Origin of the sequence: Geothrix sp. PMB-07 (genome assembly GCF_030758935.1) — a bacterium.
GTDB lineage: Bacteria > Acidobacteriota > Holophagae > Holophagales > Holophagaceae > Geothrix.
Window position 1 is genome coordinate 1,317,014 of sequence record NZ_CP132333.1, and the last position, 18,979, is coordinate 1,335,992.

At 62.7% G+C, this 18,979-nt stretch carries 20 protein-coding genes and 1 tRNA gene; 6 read left to right on the forward strand and 15 right to left on the reverse strand.

Features of this window, described 5'->3' with window-relative positions; genetic code table 11:
• Positions 1 to 220 precede the first annotated feature (220 nt).
• From Q9293_RS05755 to Q9293_RS05775, 5 genes are all read right to left on the reverse strand, one after another.
• Positions 221 to 1,855: a hypothetical protein gene (locus Q9293_RS05755; protein ID WP_306250937.1), complete on the reverse strand. Its 1,635-nt coding sequence runs from the start codon at positions 1,853 to 1,855 to the stop codon at positions 221 to 223.
• Positions 1,856 to 1,918: 63 nt separating this feature from the next.
• Entirely contained in the window at positions 1,919 to 3,832 is a 1,914-nt protein-coding gene (locus Q9293_RS05760; RefSeq protein WP_306250939.1) for a hypothetical protein, read from the reverse strand.
• Positions 3,833 to 4,105 carry a hypothetical protein gene (locus tag Q9293_RS05765; RefSeq protein WP_306250941.1) on the reverse strand — a complete coding sequence of 91 codons (273 nt, stop codon included), beginning with the start codon at positions 4,103 to 4,105 and terminating at the stop codon, positions 3,833 to 3,835. It abuts the gene before it with no gap.
• A 285-nt stretch (positions 4,106 to 4,390) separates the two neighbouring features.
• Positions 4,391 to 6,640, reverse strand: coding sequence for a Mu transposase C-terminal domain-containing protein (locus Q9293_RS05770; RefSeq protein ID WP_306250943.1), 2,250 nt, complete (start codon positions 6,638 to 6,640; stop codon positions 4,391 to 4,393).
• Between the two features lie 7 nt (positions 6,641 to 6,647).
• On the reverse strand, positions 6,648 to 6,977 hold the full coding sequence (locus Q9293_RS05775; protein WP_306250946.1) for a hypothetical protein: 330 nt from the start codon (positions 6,975 to 6,977) through the stop codon (positions 6,648 to 6,650).
• Between the two features lie 189 nt (positions 6,978 to 7,166).
• Here Q9293_RS05775 and Q9293_RS05780 point away from each other — a divergent pair, with 189 nt between their 5' ends.
• Entirely contained in the window at positions 7,167 to 7,805 is a 639-nt protein-coding gene (locus Q9293_RS05780) for a helix-turn-helix transcriptional regulator (protein WP_306250948.1), read from the forward strand.
• Between the two features lie 301 nt (positions 7,806 to 8,106).
• Here the strand turns inward: Q9293_RS05780 and Q9293_RS05785 are convergent.
• From Q9293_RS05785 to Q9293_RS05805, 5 genes are all read right to left on the reverse strand, one after another.
• Positions 8,107 to 8,183 (reverse strand) — tRNA-Pro (locus Q9293_RS05785).
• Between the two features lie 46 nt (positions 8,184 to 8,229).
• On the reverse strand, positions 8,230 to 8,637 hold the full coding sequence (locus tag Q9293_RS05790; protein ID WP_306250950.1) for a DciA family protein: 408 nt from the start codon (positions 8,635 to 8,637) through the stop codon (positions 8,230 to 8,232).
• A complete protein-coding gene (locus Q9293_RS05795) occupies positions 8,634 to 9,752 on the reverse strand; it encodes a CaiB/BaiF CoA-transferase family protein (RefSeq protein WP_306250952.1) in 1,119 nt (372 codons plus the stop codon). Before Q9293_RS05795 ends, Q9293_RS05790 begins: the two co-directional genes overlap by 4 nt.
• A 21-nt stretch (positions 9,753 to 9,773) precedes the next feature.
• Positions 9,774 to 11,156, reverse strand: coding sequence for a DUF4403 family protein (locus Q9293_RS05800; protein WP_306250954.1), 1,383 nt, complete (start codon positions 11,154 to 11,156; stop codon positions 9,774 to 9,776).
• Between the two features lie 32 nt (positions 11,157 to 11,188).
• Positions 11,189 to 11,596 (reverse strand): BrxA/BrxB family bacilliredoxin, encoded by a 408-nt coding sequence (locus tag Q9293_RS05805; RefSeq protein WP_372342199.1) that lies wholly within the window; start codon positions 11,594 to 11,596, stop codon positions 11,189 to 11,191.
• Positions 11,597 to 11,689: 93 nt separating this feature from the next.
• Here Q9293_RS05805 and Q9293_RS05810 point away from each other — a divergent pair, with 93 nt between their 5' ends.
• The 5 genes from Q9293_RS05810 (at position 11,690) to Q9293_RS05830 (ending at position 15,713) form a co-directional block, all read left to right on the forward strand.
• Positions 11,690 to 12,232 carry an NADPH-dependent FMN reductase gene (locus tag Q9293_RS05810; RefSeq protein ID WP_306250958.1) on the forward strand — a complete coding sequence of 181 codons (543 nt, stop codon included), beginning with the start codon at positions 11,690 to 11,692 and terminating at the stop codon, positions 12,230 to 12,232.
• 42 nt (positions 12,233 to 12,274) lie between these two features.
• Positions 12,275 to 14,050, forward strand: coding sequence for a signal peptide peptidase SppA (gene sppA, locus Q9293_RS05815; RefSeq protein ID WP_306250960.1), 1,776 nt, complete (start codon positions 12,275 to 12,277; stop codon positions 14,048 to 14,050).
• Between the two features lie 59 nt (positions 14,051 to 14,109).
• Positions 14,110 to 14,406 carry an Mpo1-like protein gene (locus tag Q9293_RS05820; RefSeq protein ID WP_306250962.1) on the forward strand — a complete coding sequence of 99 codons (297 nt, stop codon included), beginning with the start codon at positions 14,110 to 14,112 and terminating at the stop codon, positions 14,404 to 14,406.
• A 65-nt stretch (positions 14,407 to 14,471) separates the two neighbouring features.
• On the forward strand, positions 14,472 to 15,086 hold the full coding sequence (locus tag Q9293_RS05825; protein WP_306250964.1) for a MarC family protein: 615 nt from the start codon (positions 14,472 to 14,474) through the stop codon (positions 15,084 to 15,086).
• A 57-nt stretch (positions 15,087 to 15,143) separates the two neighbouring features.
• A complete protein-coding gene (locus Q9293_RS05830) occupies positions 15,144 to 15,713 on the forward strand; it encodes a hypothetical protein (protein ID WP_306250966.1) in 570 nt (189 codons plus the stop codon).
• On the opposite strand, the gene Q9293_RS05835 is transcribed toward Q9293_RS05830, so the two are convergent.
• The 5 genes from Q9293_RS05835 to Q9293_RS05855 all read right to left on the reverse strand — a co-directional run bounded on the left by Q9293_RS05835 (position 15,700) and on the right by Q9293_RS05855 (position 18,948).
• Positions 15,700 to 16,203, reverse strand: coding sequence for a DUF4442 domain-containing protein (locus Q9293_RS05835; protein WP_306250968.1), 504 nt, complete (start codon positions 16,201 to 16,203; stop codon positions 15,700 to 15,702). The genes Q9293_RS05830 and Q9293_RS05835 overlap by 14 nt on opposite strands.
• A gap of 11 nt (positions 16,204 to 16,214) precedes the next feature.
• The gene (locus Q9293_RS05840) at positions 16,215 to 16,766 is read right to left on the reverse strand and encodes a ribosome maturation factor RimM (RefSeq protein ID WP_306250970.1); all 552 of its coding nucleotides are present in this window, start codon (positions 16,764 to 16,766) and stop codon (positions 16,215 to 16,217) included.
• 4 nt (positions 16,767 to 16,770) lie between these two features.
• Positions 16,771 to 17,019, reverse strand: a complete 249-nt coding sequence (locus Q9293_RS05845; RefSeq protein WP_306250972.1) for a KH domain-containing protein — start codon at positions 17,017 to 17,019, stop codon at positions 16,771 to 16,773.
• A gap of 168 nt (positions 17,020 to 17,187) precedes the next feature.
• Positions 17,188 to 17,430 carry a 30S ribosomal protein S16 gene (rpsP, locus tag Q9293_RS05850; RefSeq protein ID WP_306250974.1) on the reverse strand — a complete coding sequence of 81 codons (243 nt, stop codon included), beginning with the start codon at positions 17,428 to 17,430 and terminating at the stop codon, positions 17,188 to 17,190.
• 72 nt (positions 17,431 to 17,502) lie between these two features.
• Positions 17,503 to 18,948 carry a hypothetical protein gene (locus Q9293_RS05855; RefSeq protein ID WP_306250976.1) on the reverse strand — a complete coding sequence of 482 codons (1,446 nt, stop codon included), beginning with the start codon at positions 18,946 to 18,948 and terminating at the stop codon, positions 17,503 to 17,505.
• Positions 18,949 to 18,979 lie beyond the last annotated feature (31 nt).

Here is an 18,979-nt window from a genome sequence, read left to right on the forward strand (position 1 = left end):
ATGGGGAAATCTCTGACCACATCAAGGGTCAGGGTGGAATGCCGCTCCTCTTTGCCCAGAGCAGGATCGCTCCGCTCGATGGATGCCGGGAGGTAAAGACCGTCAACCGTCGTAACGGGAACCTCGGCACTGGTATAGAGCCAGCGCCTGGCGCCCCGCACAAACTTGTAGAACTCCAGCGGAGCAGCGTCATGCCTCGATGCTTCGCGAGTGGCCACAGTCACAGCAGGATCTCCTTGACCCGGAAACTAACCCGCAGCAGGTCGTCCGTCTCCCATACCAGCTGTAGGCTGTCCTGGTCCAGCCGCACGAATGTCAAGAAGCTGATGCAGCTCCAGTCAGAGGCTTTGCGAGTCTGCCCAAAGGACTGATCAAGGGTGATCCACTCCACGTTCCCGACACCCTGGGAGCTGGCTGTGATGCGACGGAAAATCGGGGGCCCACTCAGAGGATAGAAGGCGAGGTCGCGCCGGTTGAGATGTTGAGCTATGTAAACGCTGTATTCAATGTCTCGGATTTGAATAGAGACATCGGCGGCAGCGGCATCCTGGGCCTGCTCCATATCGTGGGCATAGCTTGGAAGCCAGAAGGGCACCTGGCGCCCAGAATGCCCATCCAGGAAGCCCAGGAACCGGGCGATGGCATCGCGGCCCTTCATGACCCAATTGAACGGACGCGAGAACTCAGGGGCCGAGGTGTGGGGATCGTAGGCTACAGGGCCCACCTCGAAGTCCACCAGGTCTTCATCCAACTCTGCGGATTCCCCGACCTCGAATGACCAATCGGGCTCCTCGGTCAGAACCTCGTATCCCTGATAGAGCGGCAGACCACTGGGGAGGATGCGGTTGGCGGCAATGCCAGAAGAGGTGTCCACGGACCAGTCGATGCGCAGCTGCGACATAAGGGCGTTGGGCCTGCCCCATTGCAGCGCCTTCGGCATGCGCGCCAAGCGCACCGGCACCACACGGGTGCCCTTGGCCCAGTCCAGCCGCGTGGGCTGTTTGAGCTGAATCGAGGTGGCGTCGAAGCTCGCAGTCTCCACGATTTCCCAGGTGAGAACATCCGCCCACAGCAGGACAGATTGGCCCGCCTCGATGTCCTGATAGGCCGTCTGGTAGGGCACGGCCACTGCTCCGGCTGCCAGGTCAGCGGCCAGCCATTGCTGATCCATCCACACCGGCACAGCGAAAACCCGCCCCTGCCAGCCCCAGACCTGGCTCTGGAACCGAGCGTTCTGGCTGGCGTCCTCCAGAAGATAGCTGAACGATAGCTTCCGCCTGGGCTGCCCCAGGATCTGGACCCGCTGCTCCGTGCCTTTGTAGGCCCGCAGAACTTCCGTCTTCCAGGTCAACAGCTCCTCTGGCGGCTCAGACCAATCAGGGCAGAAAGTCATGGCGATGACGCGGGTTCCAGTCACCACCAGCTGGGGCTGTTCGGCGGGGAACTGCCAGGTAAACACCGCGTTCAGTACGGCGGCACCGGCCGCGCTGATAGACACGTTGTAGAGCTTGCTCTCCAGAGGCCCAAAGGTGGCTGGCGGGAGGCTCGCGCCTGAGATCACCGTCCCGTCCGGAGTGATGGTCGCGATGGAGCTTAGGAGCTGGGCATCATCCCTGGCGTTCCAGACTTCGATGGTGCGGACCTGGTTGTCCAGCAGGTTCCCCAGGGCAATGGCAGGAGGGAAGAGGTGAATGTGCCCATAGAGAATGTCGCGATACGAAGCACCACCCAAACCGGTCAATGCCCAATGGGCCACGAGAACAGGGCCAACTGGGATCTTCCCCATAGCCATCCCACTGGCGGCAAGAGCCATCACACCCCAACTGGCCACGCCCAGGCTAAGGCTTGGGCTCACGCTTGGGCCTTCTAGCGTTGCGCCGAATGATCGAGGTGCCACGGAGGGCAAGACAGCCATGCCCTAAACCTGCTTTATTGCCGTGCCACGGGTGGGCAAGTTACCTGGGTAGGGGATGAACCAGTCCGCACCTTGCTGATAGGGCTTCCCTGCCACCATTCCTGAGATGTTGGTTGCATACACGTTCGGCAAGGTCCCAAGCAAGCTCATTCCACCCGCGTCCCGGGCGGTGAAGACTTGAATAGGAAGAAGCGCCGACAGGCTGTTCAGCGAGTTGCGAGCACGTTCCTGAAGGCCAAACAGAGAGGGGATCAATACAGACCTCCAATTGTTCCAGCCCGAAATGTTCGTTTCGCCCAACTTCCCGGTGGCGGCTGTCTGAGCACAGGTAACCCATTTCCCAATAAAGGCGTCCACATCGGCTCGCACAAACACCGAGGCCTCGTTGTTGGCATCTGTGTTCGCGCCGAATGGGAAGGCCGCTCGGTTGACATTCCCGCCGATGCATTCGGCGCCTGCAGTTTTGTAGCTGATGGAGCCAGTCATCCATGCCCCACCGGTCCATGCTCCAGCCTTGATCATGGACTCACCGAAGCCCATCCAACGCCAAACCCCGGTAGTCGTTTGAGCGTAGATCACCAATGACTTGTAGGTATCGTCATAGTCGAATCGGTATCCCACTACGGCGCCTGCTGGGAGCGAAAGAGCGACACCGATTGAATTCGGAGTGCCCGCAGTGTCCTTTGCTACGCCAGCCTGGTCTCTCCAGGCCACGGCGGCGCTATAGCCGGTCCCGAGGTTGAAGCCAATTTGTGGGCCAGCGTTTGATCCTGGAGTCCAAATCGTAGCGCTAAGATCGTCGGAACTCTTCGCGTTCAGATAGAAGGTTCCCTTGTGCATGTGCAGGCGTTTGCCTGGTGCCTCGACCGTCCATGCATCCACCGTCCAGCCTTGGGCTAGGAGGAACACTCGGACTTTATCCAATCCATCAGACGGGTTCAGCCAGGTTCCCGTTTCATAAGCCATTGACCACCTCAGGCGAGCTTGAAGGCCGCATAATCCACCTTCGTGGCACGGAAGACATTTGGAACTGCCATCCAGGTATCGGGTCCATCTGGGTGTGTGTTTTCTGCGGCGTTGGCATGCCCTGTGATCCAATTGACCTGTGATCCAATTGACCTGGTCAAATTGGCCCAGCACGTCGATCTCGCCTGTTGGTGTTGAGCGACTGAGAATCAAGGGCCAGCGCTGATAGGTGCCGTCAAGATTGGGCCTGACATCGGTCGCACCATTCGCGCTGGGATAAATGGCCCCTTCACCATCGACATAGTTCGGGCCGAATCCCCACCAGGTCCCATCAGCCAGACGGACGCGGAGTTGTGAGGCCCGAGCGGATCCACTGCCCGGCTTAAACCAGGCTCGGTTTTCGGTTCCCGTATAGCTCCACCGCAGGTTGGTATTACCAGCCAGCGTTATCGCGTTCGGCCACGCCTGATTTGCGCCTAGAACCATGGGATATGGCCATTGGCCAGGGCTCGCATACGGCGTCAATGCGAACCCAATAATGGTCGATACATAGACCGTTCCAACCTGCACAACAAGGTCGATCCAACGGCCATTGGCACTGAGCCAGTAGCGCATCGCCGCATTCTGCAGCGTCAGTATGGGCCCGGACTGATTCACGCCCCATCCGGTGTGGTGTGCACCTGGTTGAGCCTCAAAGGCCAGGCCCGCGTCAAAGCCAGTGAAGGCGCTCAACACCCAGTTGTAGTAATCGGCGCCAGCATCGCTGAAAGACTTCATCCCCACGAAGATCTGGTCGGTCCCCGTCAAGCCAGGCCCACGAAGAATGGCCTCTCCTGTCACGTTCCGCAGGGCCGTCCAGGCTTGAGCGCCCAGGGCGGCTCCGGTCACATAGGCCACCACCTTGGACATCAGGTCGTTGTAATCGGTCGCGGTGCCGGTCGTCGTGGCCATTCAGCCTCCCATCGCTTCAGGGTTGTCCTTCACCACGCGGATGATGGCCTTCGTGCCACGCGGGGCCTGGGCGGCCTTCTCCAGAGCCGCCTCCATGTCGTAGACGATGATCGGCATGACACTGACGCTGGGGCTCAGAGCCGCCGCCATTGCCCCTGGGGAGGGCGGGCCAACCTGGCCGCCGTCCGCGAATCCAGCACCTCGCCAACGCTTGGGATGCAGGCTGGCCAGGAACTGGGTTCCCCAGAATGCCGTGGTCTCTTGATCATGCACGTATTCGCCGCGATGGACGATTCCCGCCGGTTCGTATTTCCCGCCAAGGCCGGTGTATCCGCCGTCGGCGTAGGATCCACCAAACGCCTTGATAATCGATTGGGACCAAGTGTTCCCGCCAGCAGCTGAATCCCCTAGCCGGGCTCACTGGTGACCACCATGATGCTGGCCTCCGGTGCGGCCCGCCGCTCTAGGATGTCCAGCCCGGCTAGGAACAACCGGAGATTGCTGGTTTTGACGAATTGCCGTTTCACGATGCCTCCAAAAAAGGGGGGATGAGGTTGATCACGCCGAAGCCGCGTCATCGCGGCCCAGCAGGGTTGAAAACAAGTGGTCTTGACGCAGTCGGCGCTGCACCATCGCGGTTTCGTCCGCGTCGGCCAGGTCGGGGTTATCGAGGATCCAGCAGTAGTAGTCGCGGTCCGACTTGAAGGCTGGTCGCCGAGCTTCACCTGTAGACTCTTCCGTCTGAGGCTCAGTGCTCACGGGATCTTCAGGCAGCCCTAGCTTACGAAGCTGGGCATCGGAGGCCGCCACCATCTCAGGGGTCAGGGCCTGGATCGCAAGAGGTTCGGAGGCCGCATCACCCAGCACTCGCTGGGCCCTTTGCTCCAAGCGCTGCCGCTGTCCTTCTTGGCGCTTTTCTCGGAGGCTTTCCACGTAGGGCTTCGGGAAATACGCTGCCTTGTTGGCCTCGAAGCCAGCCTCGCAGATGAAGGTGCCATCCTTTCTGCTGACCCAAATGCGCGTGGCATCATGGATGTCAAAGGCCACGCGGACCTCTTCTCCATGCAGTTCGGCTAGCTCAGTGTTGAAGTAGGTGTTGCCGAAGAGCTGGATTTCTCCGCGCCGGACCTGGCGCAGTTCCTCTGGCCGGAACTCATCCAAGCTGATGGGAAGACCCTCTGGCTTCCAGCCCAGTTCCTGCGCCTTGGCCCATGTCTGGTCAGGGCTCAGTCTTCGCTGGCGGCCGGTTTCGGAATCAAGGGCCTTGGGGCAGGCCTTGCTCGCCCTCTGGTTGTGAGCTGCCACGGCCTGCTCAACAAACGCCACAAAGGCCTGCCAGGAGGGCAGCACCGGTTGACCCTGACGGCTGGCCTTGAAGACGATTTGCCGAGCCTGGCGATCCATGGAGGCGCCGACGTAGGTTGCAAAGGCTTTGGCAGCCAGATCCACCCAAACGGTCTTTTGCAGGTGTTCAATCACACCCCGCGCTTGCGAGTTGTAGGGAATGCTGAAGTGGTGTTCATAGCCCAGGCGGGCCTTCAAAGCCTCCATGCGTTCGTTGCGATAGCCTGGGCCGTTATCCGTATAGAAGATCAGCGGGACACCGCCCGTGAGCACGGCCATGCGGAATGCATCCATGACCGACCAGGTGCTTTCCTTCTCCCAGGCCGACCACCCGACGATACGGTTGGTGCTCACGTCGGCAACCATCGTCAGTTCGGGCCGGAAGGGCCGCCCATGTTCAGGATGTGCAATCTCGGCATCAAAGGTGTGACCGTCTGCAGTGAGCACGTCAAAGGGGAATTCAGGCTTCTCACGGCGCCGGAAAGGCTTGATGGTCTTGAGTTCGCGGGGCAGCATCCTGCCGCGTTCACGGTCTACCGCGCCAACCTTGAGGAGCCACCTGCGGGCGCTGTCATAGCTGGGCACCAAGGCTCCAGCTGGCAGTTGTCCGACCAGCGTTTGGACCGCCCAGCTAAGGGATGGTTTCTGGGGCTGGCGGTAGATCTCCAGTAGTTGTGGAAGCCAGGCAGGCATTGAGCGGTCGCAGGCCTTGGGCGCGAGCCGTTCCATGCCCTGTTTGGCATCAGCGGCCCAGCGTTGGAGCGTTCTGCGTGAAAGCGTTCGATCCCCCGACTGGCCAGAGCGAGCATTGGCCAGGGGAAGGAGGGTTTTCAAGTTCTCTGGAAGAGCACCTGACTCGACCTCTCCAAAGAGGCGATTCAAGGCCCTGTCTCGGCTGACTCGCCCCTCTTCAATCAGGTGGTCGACATAGCGAAGGATGGCCAAACGAGCATCCATTCGTTGCCGCTGCCAGCTCTTCATGGCGGAGATAGCGGTGGGGTCTGATGCTGGAGCGATGACAACAGTGGAAGGAAGCGGCAATTTTGCAGCGGCCTCTGCGGCCTCCAAACGCTGCATAGCCAACGGGAAGATCTTTGCCAAGGACTGTTGATGGACCCGGAAACTAGGCTTTCCCGCTCGATGGCCAATTTCTTCGACAACCACCTCTGCCTGCAGTCGGCCTTGGGCGATATACCGCTGGATCGTCCTGACTGACGAGCCAGCGAATTCGGCCGCTTCTGCAGTTGAAAGGAGACGACAATCCGAAGGGGTGGCCGCCACACCCCTCCCACCCCCAATCATTTCATTGGCACTGTTTTCATATGTTTGCCAACTGTCGCCTGTCCGTTGCGGAATGACGCCAGCACCCGCACAAACAGGCGCCAGTTTGGCGACAGAGGCAGAACTGGCGACATCCGGACTCGACGCCATCCTCGATGGTTTCAATGCCGCAGGCTTTGCCATAGATGCCTCAAGCCGCACTGGAAGTGCTTCGTCCCCACATCCGATTCGGCTCGATGCCAAACCTTGCAGCGATAGCATCCTCAATCCGCCGATCGCGCTTCCTCCGGGCGATGACGGCATGCACGTATGAGTCGCTGACTCCCATCAGTTCGGCGAAGGTCTTGATATCGACCTGATACCGTTCAAAGATGGCTTTAATCCCCTCGGGCCTGACACTCCCGTCCAAATTCACGACTCCGGCGAACAGCCGTTGAAAATCAAAAACCGTTTCCAGACGGGCTTCCTGCGCCGTAGGTAGGCCGATGGCCGCCCCTGGATTGACATCCTTTTGAGGCATTCCAAAATCTCCTTGAGTTGGTGCGGTGTCGAACCACCGTTGAGATCAGTATTGCTCTTAAAAAGAGCAAGTCAAGCCTGAGGCGCTCTTTTTTTGTGCAGGTAGGTAAGGGAAGGTTGGGTAAGGGATATGGAACCGCATGAACGTCTGCAGGAAATACGGAAAGAGATAGGACTTACAACGCGGGCTATGGCCGACGAGCTCGGGGTTGGCGCGTCTGTCTATTCTCAATGGGAGACAGGGAAGCCTCCGTTGCGTAAACCCAACGCCCTTGCGATTCAAGCGGTGTTTGGTTACCGCTGGGAATGGCTCATGACAGGCGAGGGGCCCAGGAAGGTCCAGATGGCTTCTGGGTCCTATGGCCTGATATCTATCCCCATCCTTGAGGTTTTCCAGGGCAAGCCGGTGCGCAACGATACGGCTGATGTCCAGGCGTTTAAGAGACGATTCCTGGAAGATCTAGTGAGTAGAGCTGGCGCGGGGTCTGTTGAGGACCTTTATTTGTTCGAGGTAACAGACAATTTCAACCTCCCATTTCTTGGAGAGGGAAGCTTGGCTCTCGTGAATCCGGCAGTCGAGTTGCGGCAATCACCCGTGGCGGGTGGCTTATACCTGGTTCGCAGGGGCCCAAGCGCCTCTAAGGCGCTAATCCGGCGTGTTTTCCATGGTGACTCCAAGGAGAACGGCCCCTACCTGCTGCTTTCAACATCTGGTTTAAACGGCGTCATCGTTCCACTGAAAAACACAGACATTTGTGAGATCGTTCTTGGTCATGTTGGTTGGTATACAAGTCCAGAGTCCGCTGCGAACCCCCTCGATGGACACTGACGGGCCAGAAGGCGCCAAACCTGCCGCAAATTGGCGCCAGTAATTGCAAACACTGGTCAATCCGTGCCAAAGCAAGTGCACACGATTGGCGCCTGCCTATCCGGTGCAAACCCGCGCACGAATTGAACCTAATCACCTGCGCCAATTCCGGTGCCAGTGACAAAGCAGTCGCCTCCCCACAGCCAGCCCCGGTCTCGCTCCCGACAGCGCCCCGCGCTGTCTCCGCGATCCCACTCGGAGGTCCTAATCCTCTCGCCTGCTTCCGGCCAATAAAAAAGGGTGCGTGGGCACCCTTTTTTATTGGTCGGGGCGAGAGGATTCGAACCTCCGACCTCTCGGTCCCGAACCGAGCGCTCTACCAGGCTGAGCCACGCCCCGACGAAGAACTGACTGTACTGGAAATGGGAGGTGGTGTCCAGCGCGCCTATTCGGATTCGAGACCGAGGCGGATCCGTTCCAGTCGGCGCGCTTCCAGCAAGCGCAGGGCGCGGCGCAGGGGATCGGGATCCTTGGGCTGCTCAAGCACCTCCGCAGGCGGGTCACAGGGCACGATCTGGAGGCCCATGAGGCTCAGCCCCAGAGCGCGCTGGATACGGTCCCGCACCTGGGGCCACACAGCGGTGGCGGCCTCCCGCAGGGGGGCGATGCGGGAGAGTTCCCAGCAGCCCATGACCAGGATGTTGCCCTGCACACGCAGGGGCCGCGTGCGTTCCGCCAGGGCCGGCCCCACCACGAAATGCCAGGCCTGGCGCAGGCGCGCCTCCGCCTTCTGGTTGGGCAGGCGGGCACCCATGGGCACCAGCCGGGGTAGCGGGCGGGGCCCAGGTTTCATGGCTTCCAGCGGGGTGGAGGCAGGGAGGCGCAGGCCCGTTCACCGTTCAGCAGCAACGGCGAAGCCAAGGTGGGCACCATGGTGTTGGTTTCCACTTCAAACAGCGGCTGCAGCAGGTTGTGCAGGGTCCCGCCCTGGCGGAAGAGCACCTCATCGACGCTGCGCACCCGGCTGGCGGGGATGGCGTTGGCTTCGCAGACGGCGAGCACCTCTTCCACGGTGCTCAGGCGAGTGCGGGCCTCGATGAGGGCCACGAGTTCCTCGCGGTCCTTCACGCGGCCGCGGTTCTTCCGCCATTCGGGCCGGGCTTCCAGATCGAGGCCCAGCCACAAGGCCAGCACCTCGAATTGCCGGTCGCTGCCCACGCCGATGGCCACGTCGCCATCGCTGCAGCGGAAGGATTGGTAGGGCACGATCTGCGGATGCGCGTTGCCCCAGCGTTCCGGAGCCTTGCCGGTCATGAGGGAGCCCGCGGCCACATTCACCAGCCCCGCAAGGGCCGCTTCCATGAGAGGCACTTCGATGTGGATGGCCTCGCCCGTGCGTTCGCGGTGCAGCAGGGCCGCCTGGATGCCGTTGGCGCAGTAGAGACCCGCCAGCACATCCACCAGGGCCACGCCCACTTTCATGGGACGCCCTTCGGGTTCACCCGTGATGGCCATCCAGCCGCTTTCGGCCTGGATGATGAAGTCGTAGCCGGCGCGGCGGGAGGCCGTGACATCCGAGGCGAAGCCACGTACGGAGGCCAGGATGAGCTTGGGGAACTTGGCGTGGAGCCGCTTCCAGCCCAGGCCCAGGCGGTCGGCGGAATCGGCGCGGAAGTTTTCCACCAGCACATCGGCGTCCTTCAGCAGCTCGAAGAGATCGGCCTTGCCCTCCTCGGTGTGGAGGTCGATGTTGCGGGTCTTCTTACCGCGATTGGCGGCTCGGAAATAGGCGCTTTCGCCCGTTTCACCGTCCTCGAAGGGCGGTCCCCAGCCCCGGGTGGGATCGCCTCCGGGAGGCTCCAGCTTCTGCACTTCGGCGCCGAAATCCGCCAGCAGCTGCGTGGCGAAGGGACCGGCCAGCACGCAGGACAGGTCCACGATCCTGAAGTGGGATAGAGGCTTGGGCATCGCGGGTCTCCAGGAACCAGCCTACTTCATGTCCACCTGGACCTCGCCCTCGAGGTAGGCCTGGGATTTGAAGCCCTCCTGCCCGGTGGTCACGGCGGCCACGCGGAAGGCTTTCAAGGTGCCGCTCAGCTGCAGGTGCGGGGCCAGCTGGCGGTTCAGGCCCGCTTGCACGGCCTCGCGCAGGCCCTGGAACTGCTGATCCATGAGGAAGTGGGCTTTGTCCGTGAGCAGCTTCCGCAGGTCCGAGTGGTAGATCCAGTCGCCCATGCGGGCCAGCCAGCTCTGGCTGTCCAAGGTGAAATCCAGGTCCGCCAAGCGCAGGGAGCTGGTGGCGGGATCGGACAGGGGCTTCCCCGAGAGCGTCACCTTGCCCGTGATGCGGCCCTTCAGCCCGATCTCAAGAACGGCTTTGCCCTGGTCGCCCCAGACCCGGGCGGAGGTGATCTCGAAGCGTCCCTTGTCGGTGTCGAACACCTTGCCCACCACCTGGCTGGCGAACTGTTGGCTGGCGTGGGTGTAGGAGAGATCGGCTTCCACCCGCAGTCGGAACCCGGGTTTCGGTGTCGCGTTCACCTCGAGATCGGGCAGGGGAGTGGTATCAACCAGGGGTCTGGGGCCCAGCACCAGGCGGGGCTGAGCCTCGATCTCGGGGGTGATGACCACCGTGCGCCCCTGGGTGCTGATGGGCGCCAGCCGGATGCGGCGGGGCTGGAACAGCAGGTAGAGATCCTTGCCGAGTTCGATGGGCTGGTTGAACTGGGTCCAGGCCTCCTGAGCCTTCTGCCGGGCCAGGGCGTTCTCGCGCACCAGCTTGGCCAGCATGTCCGCACCTGCGGAGATGTTCTCCTTCATGCCGGCCACCACCTGATCTGTGATGTCGAAGCCGAGGAACGTGACCTCGCAGGTGTTGAGGGGGGTCACGTCGAAGGCAGTCTGCTGAAGGTCCAAGCCCCAGCCCGGCAGCACGCTGAGGTTGGTCTTGAGTTCGAGCATCACCCGGCGCGGAGGTTCCGGGCTGCGTCCGCAGGAGCCCATCACGGTGTAGTGGTTGCCGATGGTGCGCAGGCCCACATCCATGCCGAAGTTCGCCACCAGGCGCACGGACACCTGCGAATCCTTCACCCGTACGCTCAAGGGCTCGCGGATGAGGTTGAAGCGGAAGTAGGTTCGCGGCTTGCCCTTGATCTCAGCCCAGGTCTCGACGTTGGGCGGAGAGAGGGGCACCTGGGCTTCCACTTGCTTCATCAGGGGTCCCAGCTCCACACGGATGGGCAGGGAAAGGGTGGAGGGCTCCAGTTCCTCGACGAAAGCGGAGGGGGAGGCTGACGGGAGGGCCGAGGGCGGTGCCTGTCCTGCCAAGGGCAAGGCGGAAGCGATGAGAAGGCAGGGAAAGCAAGGGCGCATGGGGCATCCAGGGATCCCCAAACGCTAGCAGATCAGCTGGCAGCCACGGTCTGGCGATAAGCGTTGCCCAGGGCGGCGGCGATTTCCTCAGGGGCATGACCCAGGAAATCCGAGCGCTGCATGAGGTGCACCAGTTGACCGTCCTTGAGGATGGCGGCCTGGGGGCTGGTGGGCATGGCGCCCTCGAAGTATTCGCGGGCCTGGGCGGTGGCCTCCTTTTCCATGCCGGCGAACACCGTGACCAGGTGGTCGAACTTCAGGCCTTGAGTGCGCAGGGCCTCGGTGACGCCTGGCCGGGCCCCGGCAGCGGCACAGCCGCACACGCTATTGACCACCAGCAGGGTGGTGCCAGGCTGCTGCAGGGCCTGATCCACCTGGGCGGGGGTCAGCAGCTGCTGGAAGCCAGCCTGAACAAGCTCTTCACGCATCGGGGCGACCATGTGTTCGGGGTAGTTGGACACAACATCCTCCAGGGATGAAAAAGTTTACCAATCAAGTCAGGATTGATCCAGATCACATTGAAGGAGGAATCTATGCGACTGGTCTTGATGGGCGGAAGCCTTCGGCCCCAATCCCTGAATGGAAAGCTGCTCCGGCACCTGGCCAGGGAGTTGGAAGGCCGTGGCCACGAGGTGGCAGCCTTCGGTGGAGAGACCCTGCGGCTGCCCCTGTACGAAGACGGACTGGCGCCCTCGGCTGAAACCAGGGCCCTGCACGAGGCCCTTCAGGGGGCGCAGGGGTTGGTGATCGTGTCGCCCGAGTACAACGCGGGCATTCCGGGCCACCTGAAAAACGCGGTGGACTGGCTGAGCACCCTGAAGCCCAGCCCCTGGCCGGGCCTGCCCGTGCTGCTTTGCGCCGCGAGCCCCGGGGCCTTTGGCGGTGCCCGCAGCCTCATGGCCTGGCGGGCCACCTTGGCGAACATGGGGGCCCTGGCGCTGCCGGAAGTCCTCACGGTGCCCCACGCGGACCAGCAGCTGGATGAGGAGGGCCGTCCCACGGAGGCCCGAACCGCTGCGGCGGTGCCGAAGATCCTGGACGGCTTCCTGGCCCTGGCGGCGCGGCTGCGGCCCTAACGCGCGGATTATGCGATCCTGAACCACCCTTTCGGAGCTGTCATGAAGGACTTCTTCAAGACTTTTTTCGCCACGCTGCTGGCCCTCGCGGTGGCGGGTGGGCTCACCTTCGTGCTGTTCTTCGGGCTGCTGGCCGTGATCGGCTCTTCTGGCAAGCCCACCGTTCCTGGCAAGGCGGTGCTGGTGTTTGATCTGGACACCAGCCTGTCGGATGCCGAGCGCGAGCCTGATCCCAGTGAAGTGGTCAACGAAGTCATGGGCATCGGCAATGCCCACGGCCAGTCCTTGCCCGCCATGATTGAAGCCCTAGATCGGGCCGCTTCGGATTCCCGCATCAGCGCTCTGTTTTTGACCGGCAGCCTGCAGGGCGGAGGCCCCGCCCAGCTGCGGGAACTGCGGGAGGCCATCCAGCGCTTCAAGGCCAAGAAGCCCGTACTGGCCTACAACCTGGGCTGGAGCAAACGGGACTTCTACCTGGCGGCTGGGGCCACCACGGTGTTCATCAATCCCTTCGGCGAAATGGAAGTGAACGGTCTGGCCAGCGAACCCATGTTCTTCGGCGAAGCCTTCAAGAAATATGGCGTGGAAGTCCAGGTCACCCGCGTGGGCAAGTACAAGAGCGCTGTGGAGCCCTTCATCACCGACCGCATGAGTGAACCCAACCGGGAACAGATCCAGAAGCTGCTGGAGGACATTTGGGGCGAGTGGAAGGACACGGTGGCCAAGGATCGCAAGAAGGCGCCCGCCGACCTGCAGGCCCTCGCCGATGAGAAGGGCATTGTCGATGCGGACGAGGCCCGAAAACTGGGGCTGGTGGATCGCGTCGCGCCCTACGACGAAGTGCTTAACGAACTGAAGAAGGTCGCTGGCAAGGATGCGAAGGACAAGGATTTCCCCCAGATCGCCCTCACCACCTATGCCGGTATTCCCGGCGACGCCAAGTCCGTGAAGACCCGCCTCGCAGTGCTGGTGGCGGAAGGCGAGATCGTGGATGGCGAAGGCAAGGCCAACCAGGTGGGTGGCGAGAAGCTGAGCCGTGAGCTGCGGCGCCTGCGCATGGACGAGCGGGTCAAGGCCGTGGTGCTGCGCGTGAACAGCCCCGGCGGCAGCGCCTCGGCCTCTGAGCTGATTCAGCGCGAAGTGGTGCTCACCAAGAAGGTGAAGCCCGTGGTGATCTCCATGGGCCATCTGGCCGCGTCTGGCGGCTATTGGATCAGCACCTACGGCGACCGCATCTTCGCGGAACCCACCACCATCACCGGTTCCATCGGCGTCTTCGGCATGTTCGCCAACGTGAAGAAGCTGGCGAACGAGCACGGCATCACCTGGGACAGCGTCCAGACCGCGAAGATGGCCAATCCCACCACCCTGACCCGGCCCAAGAACGATCTGGAACTGAGCCGCCTCCAGGGGCTGGTGGACCGCATCTACGAGCAGTTCATCACCAAGGTGGCCGACAGCCGCAAGCTGAAGAAGGAAGCCGTGCAGGAGATTGCCCAGGGCCGCGTGTGGTCCGGCCAGGAAGCCCTGAAGCTGGGCCTGGTGGATGAGCTTGGCGGCCTGGAGGCGGCCTTGAAACACGCCGCGAAAATGGCCAAGGCCGAGAATGATTTCTATGTTGCGGGCCCCGAGCGGGAACCGGATGCCTTCCGGGAGTTCCTCAAAGGGTTGGGCCAGGGCAAGAGCCGGAAACTGGCCAAGCAGGGCCCCGTGGAGGCGCTGACGGAATCCTTCAAGCTGCAGCTGGAGCGGTTGTCCGCGCTGAATGATCCCCAGGGCGTCTACGCCCGGATTCCCTTCGAGATCGACCTCAAGTGATCTGACGCCGTATCATCGGCGCCATAGCCCGTGGAGCTCCTATGCTTGGATCCAGGCCCATGTCGGAGTGGATCCAAGCCTACGCGCTCAGTCACGAGCATCCGGTCAACCAGGCCTGCCATGCCGTGGGCATCCCCATCGTGACGCTGTCGATTCTGACGCTCGCGGCCTCACCTTGGGTTCACGGTCTTTGGAGGGGAGGGCTGCTGCTGTTCGGGGTGGGCTGGGCGTTCCAGTTCCTGGGGCACGCCGTCGAAGGCAAGCCGCCGGAATTCTTCAAGGACTGGCGCTTCCTGCTGGTGGGGCTGCGCTGGTGGCTCATGAAGGTTTCCGGCCGCAATCTTCCCATCCATTGACAGATCGCCAAAGACCTCCGGCCTTTCCGGGTGCAAGGCCCTGTCCCGGGCTATGCTGAGAATCTATGGATTCGTCTTCCTTCATCTCTGCCATCGTTCTGCTGGTGCTGGTGACGGATCCCCTGGGCAACATCCCCCTCTTCGTGGGGCTGCTGCGTCAGGTGGATCCGGCCCGGCGTCAGCGCATCATCGTGCGCGAGGTGCTCTTCGCCTTCGCGATTCTGGTTTTCTTCGCGCTCTTCGGGCAGCGGGTGCTCAAGCTCATGCACCTGACGGACACCTCCCTGGGCATCGCGGGCGGCGTGATCCTCTTCCTCATCGCGCTCAAGATGGTGTTTCCCCATCCCGAGGGGCGGAATGGGCACCCGCTTCACGGCGAGCCTTTCCTGGTGCCGCTGGCCATCCCCTTCATCGCCGGACCTTCGGCCATCGCTACGGTGCTGCTGCTGGTGAGCCGGGAGCCCCACCGCATCTGGGAATGGCTGGGGGCATTGTCCGTGGCCATGGCCGTCTCGGCCATTGTGCTGGGGTTTGCCGAGAAGATCTCTGACTTCCTGGGCGAGCAGGTGACCATGGCCTTCGAGCGGCTCATGGGGCTGGTGCTGACGGCCATCGCCATCGAGATGCTGCTGGCGGGCATCCAGAAGTTCGTGCAGCAGATTCATGTGATCGCAGTCTAGATCTGGCTCCTCAAGGATCGCCTGGGCTTTGTCGATGGGTGGGTAAGGAGAAGGTGAATGCGCCTCCGAACCTGGCTTGCCATGGGCCTGATGGGGCCGATCCTGCTGCTTGTGGCCTGTGGACGGGCCGAGTCGCGCCGCGCCCGCGAGGTGGATCTCCTGGTCCAGGTCATGGCGGTGGAACTCCGCACAGCTTCTGAACAGGCGACGGCCGCCTTCAGCCGCAGGCCTGACTTTGAGGAACTTCGAAAATCTTTCGGCGATGACCGCTTCGATACCGGCATTCCTCTGGGTCCCGCCTTCCAGACCAGTCTCTCCACCATGATCAAGGATCTGGAGGCTCAGCTGGCGAAGGAACCGCGAGATGTGGAATTCCCCCGGAAGGCCGTGCGCAAGGTCCGCCAGATCCACCAGTGGTGGGACTTTGTGCGGAAGCAGCTGCAGACCCGCCGGGATCAGCTGGCGAAAGGCCACCGGGAAGGCCAGGCCCAGCGCCTCCTGGGGGGGCGCGAGCGCGGCCAGGACGTGGTCGAAGTGTTGGATGAGACCATCCAGGTGATCCAGGGCTTTGAGGCCATCACCCAGCGCTGCATCCGCAGCCTGGAGGAGATCATTACCCAATCTTGAGCGATTCGTCCCGCCGCTTGAGGCTGAGTTCCAGCACGAATTCGGCCACCGGCTCGAAGCTGCCTTCGGCCGTCCTGATGGCTGCCTGCACACGCACGGGTTCGGTGATGCGATCCTCCGAGGCGAGGGCGCGCTGCACCTGCGCACGGATGGCTGCACCCTCTTCGCAGATGAAGTAGACATCGGTTTCAGGGCGCTTCAAAAAGGTGGCCTGGAAGGCCTTGAAGACCAATGACACCTTCTGCTTTGAGCGGTTGATCTGCTCCATGGCCAGCAGGCCCCCGGCGCAGTCGGCGCCGATGGCCAGGGCGCCAAAATACATGGAGCCCAGGTGGTTGCGGGTCCAGCGCCGCAGAGGCACGCGGATCACGCAGCGGGTCTCGCTGAGTTCCACCACGGTGGGGCGCACAGAGGCCAGCAGGGGGATCTTCAGCCACCCGAAGAGGCGCATGCCGAAGGTCTGCTTGAAGCGGCTGAATGGGGAGGTCATCCCTCCGATTCTCAGGGCTCGGGCTGGTTCACGTCCAGCAGGCCTTCGGGAGGATCGAGATTCATGCGCCGGTTGGGCAGGTCCAGGGTCCACCAGGCCTTGATGTAGGGGATGTCCCGCTTGCCCGTGCGACCGGGGCGCAGATCCCTCATGACCACCATGTCGTAGCCAGCGGGGCCTGGATCCAGGCGCAGGACTTCGCCGACCTTCTGGCCCGCGATGAAGACCTCGCAGCCGATCCATTGATGGCGGAAGGACTCGCCTTCCTGCAGAGTCGCGGCGGATTCGGGCATCCAGAGTGCCCAGCCCTTCAGGGGTTCCGACGCGGTGCGGTCGGGGATGCCCGTAAAGGCCACGCAGGGCCGGTCCTGGTGCCAGCGGAAGCTGCGCAGGGAAGTGCTTCGGGCCGGTGGCGCAGCCTCTCCGTGTTCAAGGTTCTGCTGGGGAGGTGCCAGGACGAGTCCCTGCATGCCTTCGAGGCGCTCCGGCTCGTCCATGACCGAGTGGAAGAGGAACTCTCCTTTGAGGCCCTGGATTTTCGCGAGGTGGCCAGCGAGCAGCACGGGCTCAGGCCTCGTCGCCGTCGAAGAGTTCCAGCTCCACTTGCAGTCCGGCCTTCTCGCCGGCGGTCTTCGCCAGCGTGCGCAGGGCCGAGATCATGCGGCCATGCTTGCCGATGATGCGACCGCGGTCCTGGGGATCGGCGTGCACCAGCACATCGCGCCGCCGCCCCTCGCCGGTGACTTCCACCTTGAAGGCATCGGGGTGGTCCAACAGGGGCGTCAGCACGTCACGCAGAAAGGCTTCGAGGTTCATGGTCGCTCCAGGAAGAACAAAGAAAGCCGGACCTCGGCCCGGCTTTCGTGGATCTGAAACGGGCTTCGCCGCTTTGAACAACCACCATCGTCAATCTATAGCGGCGAGGGCGGCATAAGGAGCCCTAACGAAATAACCAGAACCGCGCTGGTCATTTCCTAAGGTCTCCTAAATGACCTGATTCTTCTTGAACAGGTCGAGCACAGTCTTGGAGGGCTGGGCGCCCTTCTGCAGCCAGGACTTGGCCTTTTCCACGTCGATGCGCACCGCTTCGCCGGAACCGGCAATGGGGTTCACGAAACCGAGCACTTCCACGGCCTGGCCGGTGGGGATGCGATCGTTCTCGGAGACGACGATGTGGTAGAACGGGCGCTTCTTGGCACCATTACGAGCAAGACGAATTGAAAGCATGGGCACTCCCTGAGCAGGAAAGTGTATCCCGGAACAGGCCATCTCCCAAGCGTTAATTGCGCGCAGGCTGCTTTATGGCTCGAATGCCGAGGGCGGAAAGGTGCCTTCGAGCACCGCCTGCCGTTCACGGATGTTCCGCCGCAGCATGGGCCAGCGGGGATGCTTCCGGACCTTCTCCAGAAAGGGAGAGGCCTCGTACCAGGCGGCGCAGCTGAAGCCCTGCACGAAGGCGCGGGTGGCGCAGTCGATGCCGCGGTCGGAGTCGCCCAGCAGCGAATAGGCCTCGGCCTCCTTGAAGGTCCACTCGCCATCGGGGATGTGCAGCTTGCCGCGGACCTCGTCGATCTCACGCAGTTCGAGCAGCCCCTGATTGGGCCGGCCCTCCAGATAGGCCCGGTAGACGCGGCAGAGATCGCGGAAGGGGGTCGGGGCCATGGCGGGCTCGCTCCCGGTGCGAAGGAACCCCAGCGCCAGTTTGGGTTCGCCCTGCAACATCGCGAAGTAGCCTTTGTAGAACAGGATGTTGGCGTCCTGGCGCAGCGACCCGGCCCGGGCCAGCTCTTTGCCGAAGGCCTCCTGGTCACCCAGGTAGAGGTAGGTCGTTTCTGCGAACCAGGCCGAGGGCGAGGCCAGAGGGCCCAGCAGCGCAGCCCGGCGGACCAGGGCCTGCTTGGCGCCCTCCAGCAGTCCGGAGGTGCGCCCGGCGTAGGCCATTCCCAAATACAGATCCGGGATGCCGGGGCGCAGGTGGATGGCCTGTTTCAACTGCTCCAGGGCCAGGTTCTGGTTTCCAGTGTCGGTGAGCATCATGGACCAGAGGAAAGTGCCCCTGGGGTGGCCGGGTACCAGGGCCTCGGCTTTCTGGAACGCACGATGGGTGCGGGAGTTCAGGCCGATGCCAGCCTGTTCTGGGTTGACCCAGAGGCTGCGGTACAGGTGATCCCCCAGGGCTGTCCAGGCCGTGGCACAGCGGGGCTCCTCCTGGGCCAGCCGCTGGGAGAGGGCCAGGTGCTCGGTGGCGGTATGGTCGTCCCGGATGGAGAGGCCTTCCAGCAGCAGCCAAAACCGTTCTGGTGATCTCGGGATCAGGGAATCGAGCTGCCGGTACCGCTGACTCAGGGGCCAGTGACGTACGGCCTGGGCCATGGCGAGGGCCGGTTCCTGCGGGGGGATGTCCTCCTGATCCCAGGGCCGCCCGGACCTCATCCGCGCCACCGTGGTCCATTCCAGCCTCAGGGCCAGCCGAGTGCCCTCCCTGCGCCCACGGAAGCGGAGCAGACGGGTTTCCGGCAGGAGGCGCTGCATGTCGCCAGGGGATGGCAGTTCCGGAACATGGATGACGGCGGCCCCTGTCAGGACTTCCAGACAATCGGACAGCAGCGTTTCCATGCCCGCGCCCACCTCCTGTCCGGCGCTCTGGAGGGGGGAGGGGAGAAGCAGCACACGCTCAGCGGGAGCCGGCTTGGAATACCGCAGGAGGAGGGCTCCGATTCCCAGCGCGACGAGAATCGCGGACATCCAGATCCAGGTGAACCTCGGGGCCGGTCGG

Excerpts from the sequence above, each read along its gene's own strand:
- Q9293_RS05770 (WP_306250943.1), bottom strand. The coding sequence starts at position 6,640 with ATGGCAAAGCCTGCGGCATTGAAACCATCGAGGATGGCGTCGAGTCCG.
- Q9293_RS05790 (WP_306250950.1), bottom strand. The coding sequence starts at position 8,637 with ATGAAACCTGGGCCCCGCCCGCTACCCCGGCTGGTGCCCATGGGTGCC.
- Q9293_RS05795 (WP_306250952.1), bottom strand. The coding sequence starts at position 9,752 with ATGCCCAAGCCTCTATCCCACTTCAGGATCGTGGACCTGTCCTGCGTG.
- Q9293_RS05800 (WP_306250954.1), bottom strand. The coding sequence starts at position 11,156 with ATGCGCCCTTGCTTTCCCTGCCTTCTCATCGCTTCCGCCTTGCCCTTG.
- Q9293_RS05825 (WP_306250964.1), top strand. The coding sequence starts at position 14,472 with ATGGATTCGTCTTCCTTCATCTCTGCCATCGTTCTGCTGGTGCTGGTG.
- Q9293_RS05780 (WP_306250948.1), top strand. The coding sequence starts at position 7,167 with ATGGCCGACGAGCTCGGGGTTGGCGCGTCTGTCTATTCTCAATGGGAG.
- Q9293_RS05835 (WP_306250968.1), bottom strand. The coding sequence starts at position 16,203 with ATGACCTCCCCATTCAGCCGCTTCAAGCAGACCTTCGGCATGCGCCTC.
- Q9293_RS05775 (WP_306250946.1), bottom strand. The coding sequence starts at position 6,977 with ATGCCTCAAAAGGATGTCAATCCAGGGGCGGCCATCGGCCTACCTACG.
- Q9293_RS05810 (WP_306250958.1), top strand. The coding sequence starts at position 11,690 with ATGCGACTGGTCTTGATGGGCGGAAGCCTTCGGCCCCAATCCCTGAAT.
- rpsP (WP_306250974.1), bottom strand. The coding sequence starts at position 17,430 with ATGCTTTCAATTCGTCTTGCTCGTAATGGTGCCAAGAAGCGCCCGTTC.
- Q9293_RS05805 (WP_372342199.1), bottom strand. The coding sequence starts at position 11,596 with ATGGTCGCCCCGATGCGTGAAGAGCTTGTTCAGGCTGGCTTCCAGCAG.
- Q9293_RS05855 (WP_306250976.1), bottom strand. The coding sequence starts at position 18,948 with ATGTCCGCGATTCTCGTCGCGCTGGGAATCGGAGCCCTCCTCCTGCGG.
- Q9293_RS05830 (WP_306250966.1), top strand. The coding sequence starts at position 15,144 with ATGCGCCTCCGAACCTGGCTTGCCATGGGCCTGATGGGGCCGATCCTG.
- sppA (WP_306250960.1), top strand. The coding sequence starts at position 12,275 with ATGAAGGACTTCTTCAAGACTTTTTTCGCCACGCTGCTGGCCCTCGCG.
- Q9293_RS05760 (WP_306250939.1), bottom strand. The coding sequence starts at position 3,832 with ATGGCCACGACGACCGGCACCGCGACCGATTACAACGACCTGATGTCC.
- Q9293_RS05820 (WP_306250962.1), top strand. The coding sequence starts at position 14,110 with ATGTCGGAGTGGATCCAAGCCTACGCGCTCAGTCACGAGCATCCGGTC.
- Q9293_RS05845 (WP_306250972.1), bottom strand. The coding sequence starts at position 17,019 with ATGAACCTCGAAGCCTTTCTGCGTGACGTGCTGACGCCCCTGTTGGAC.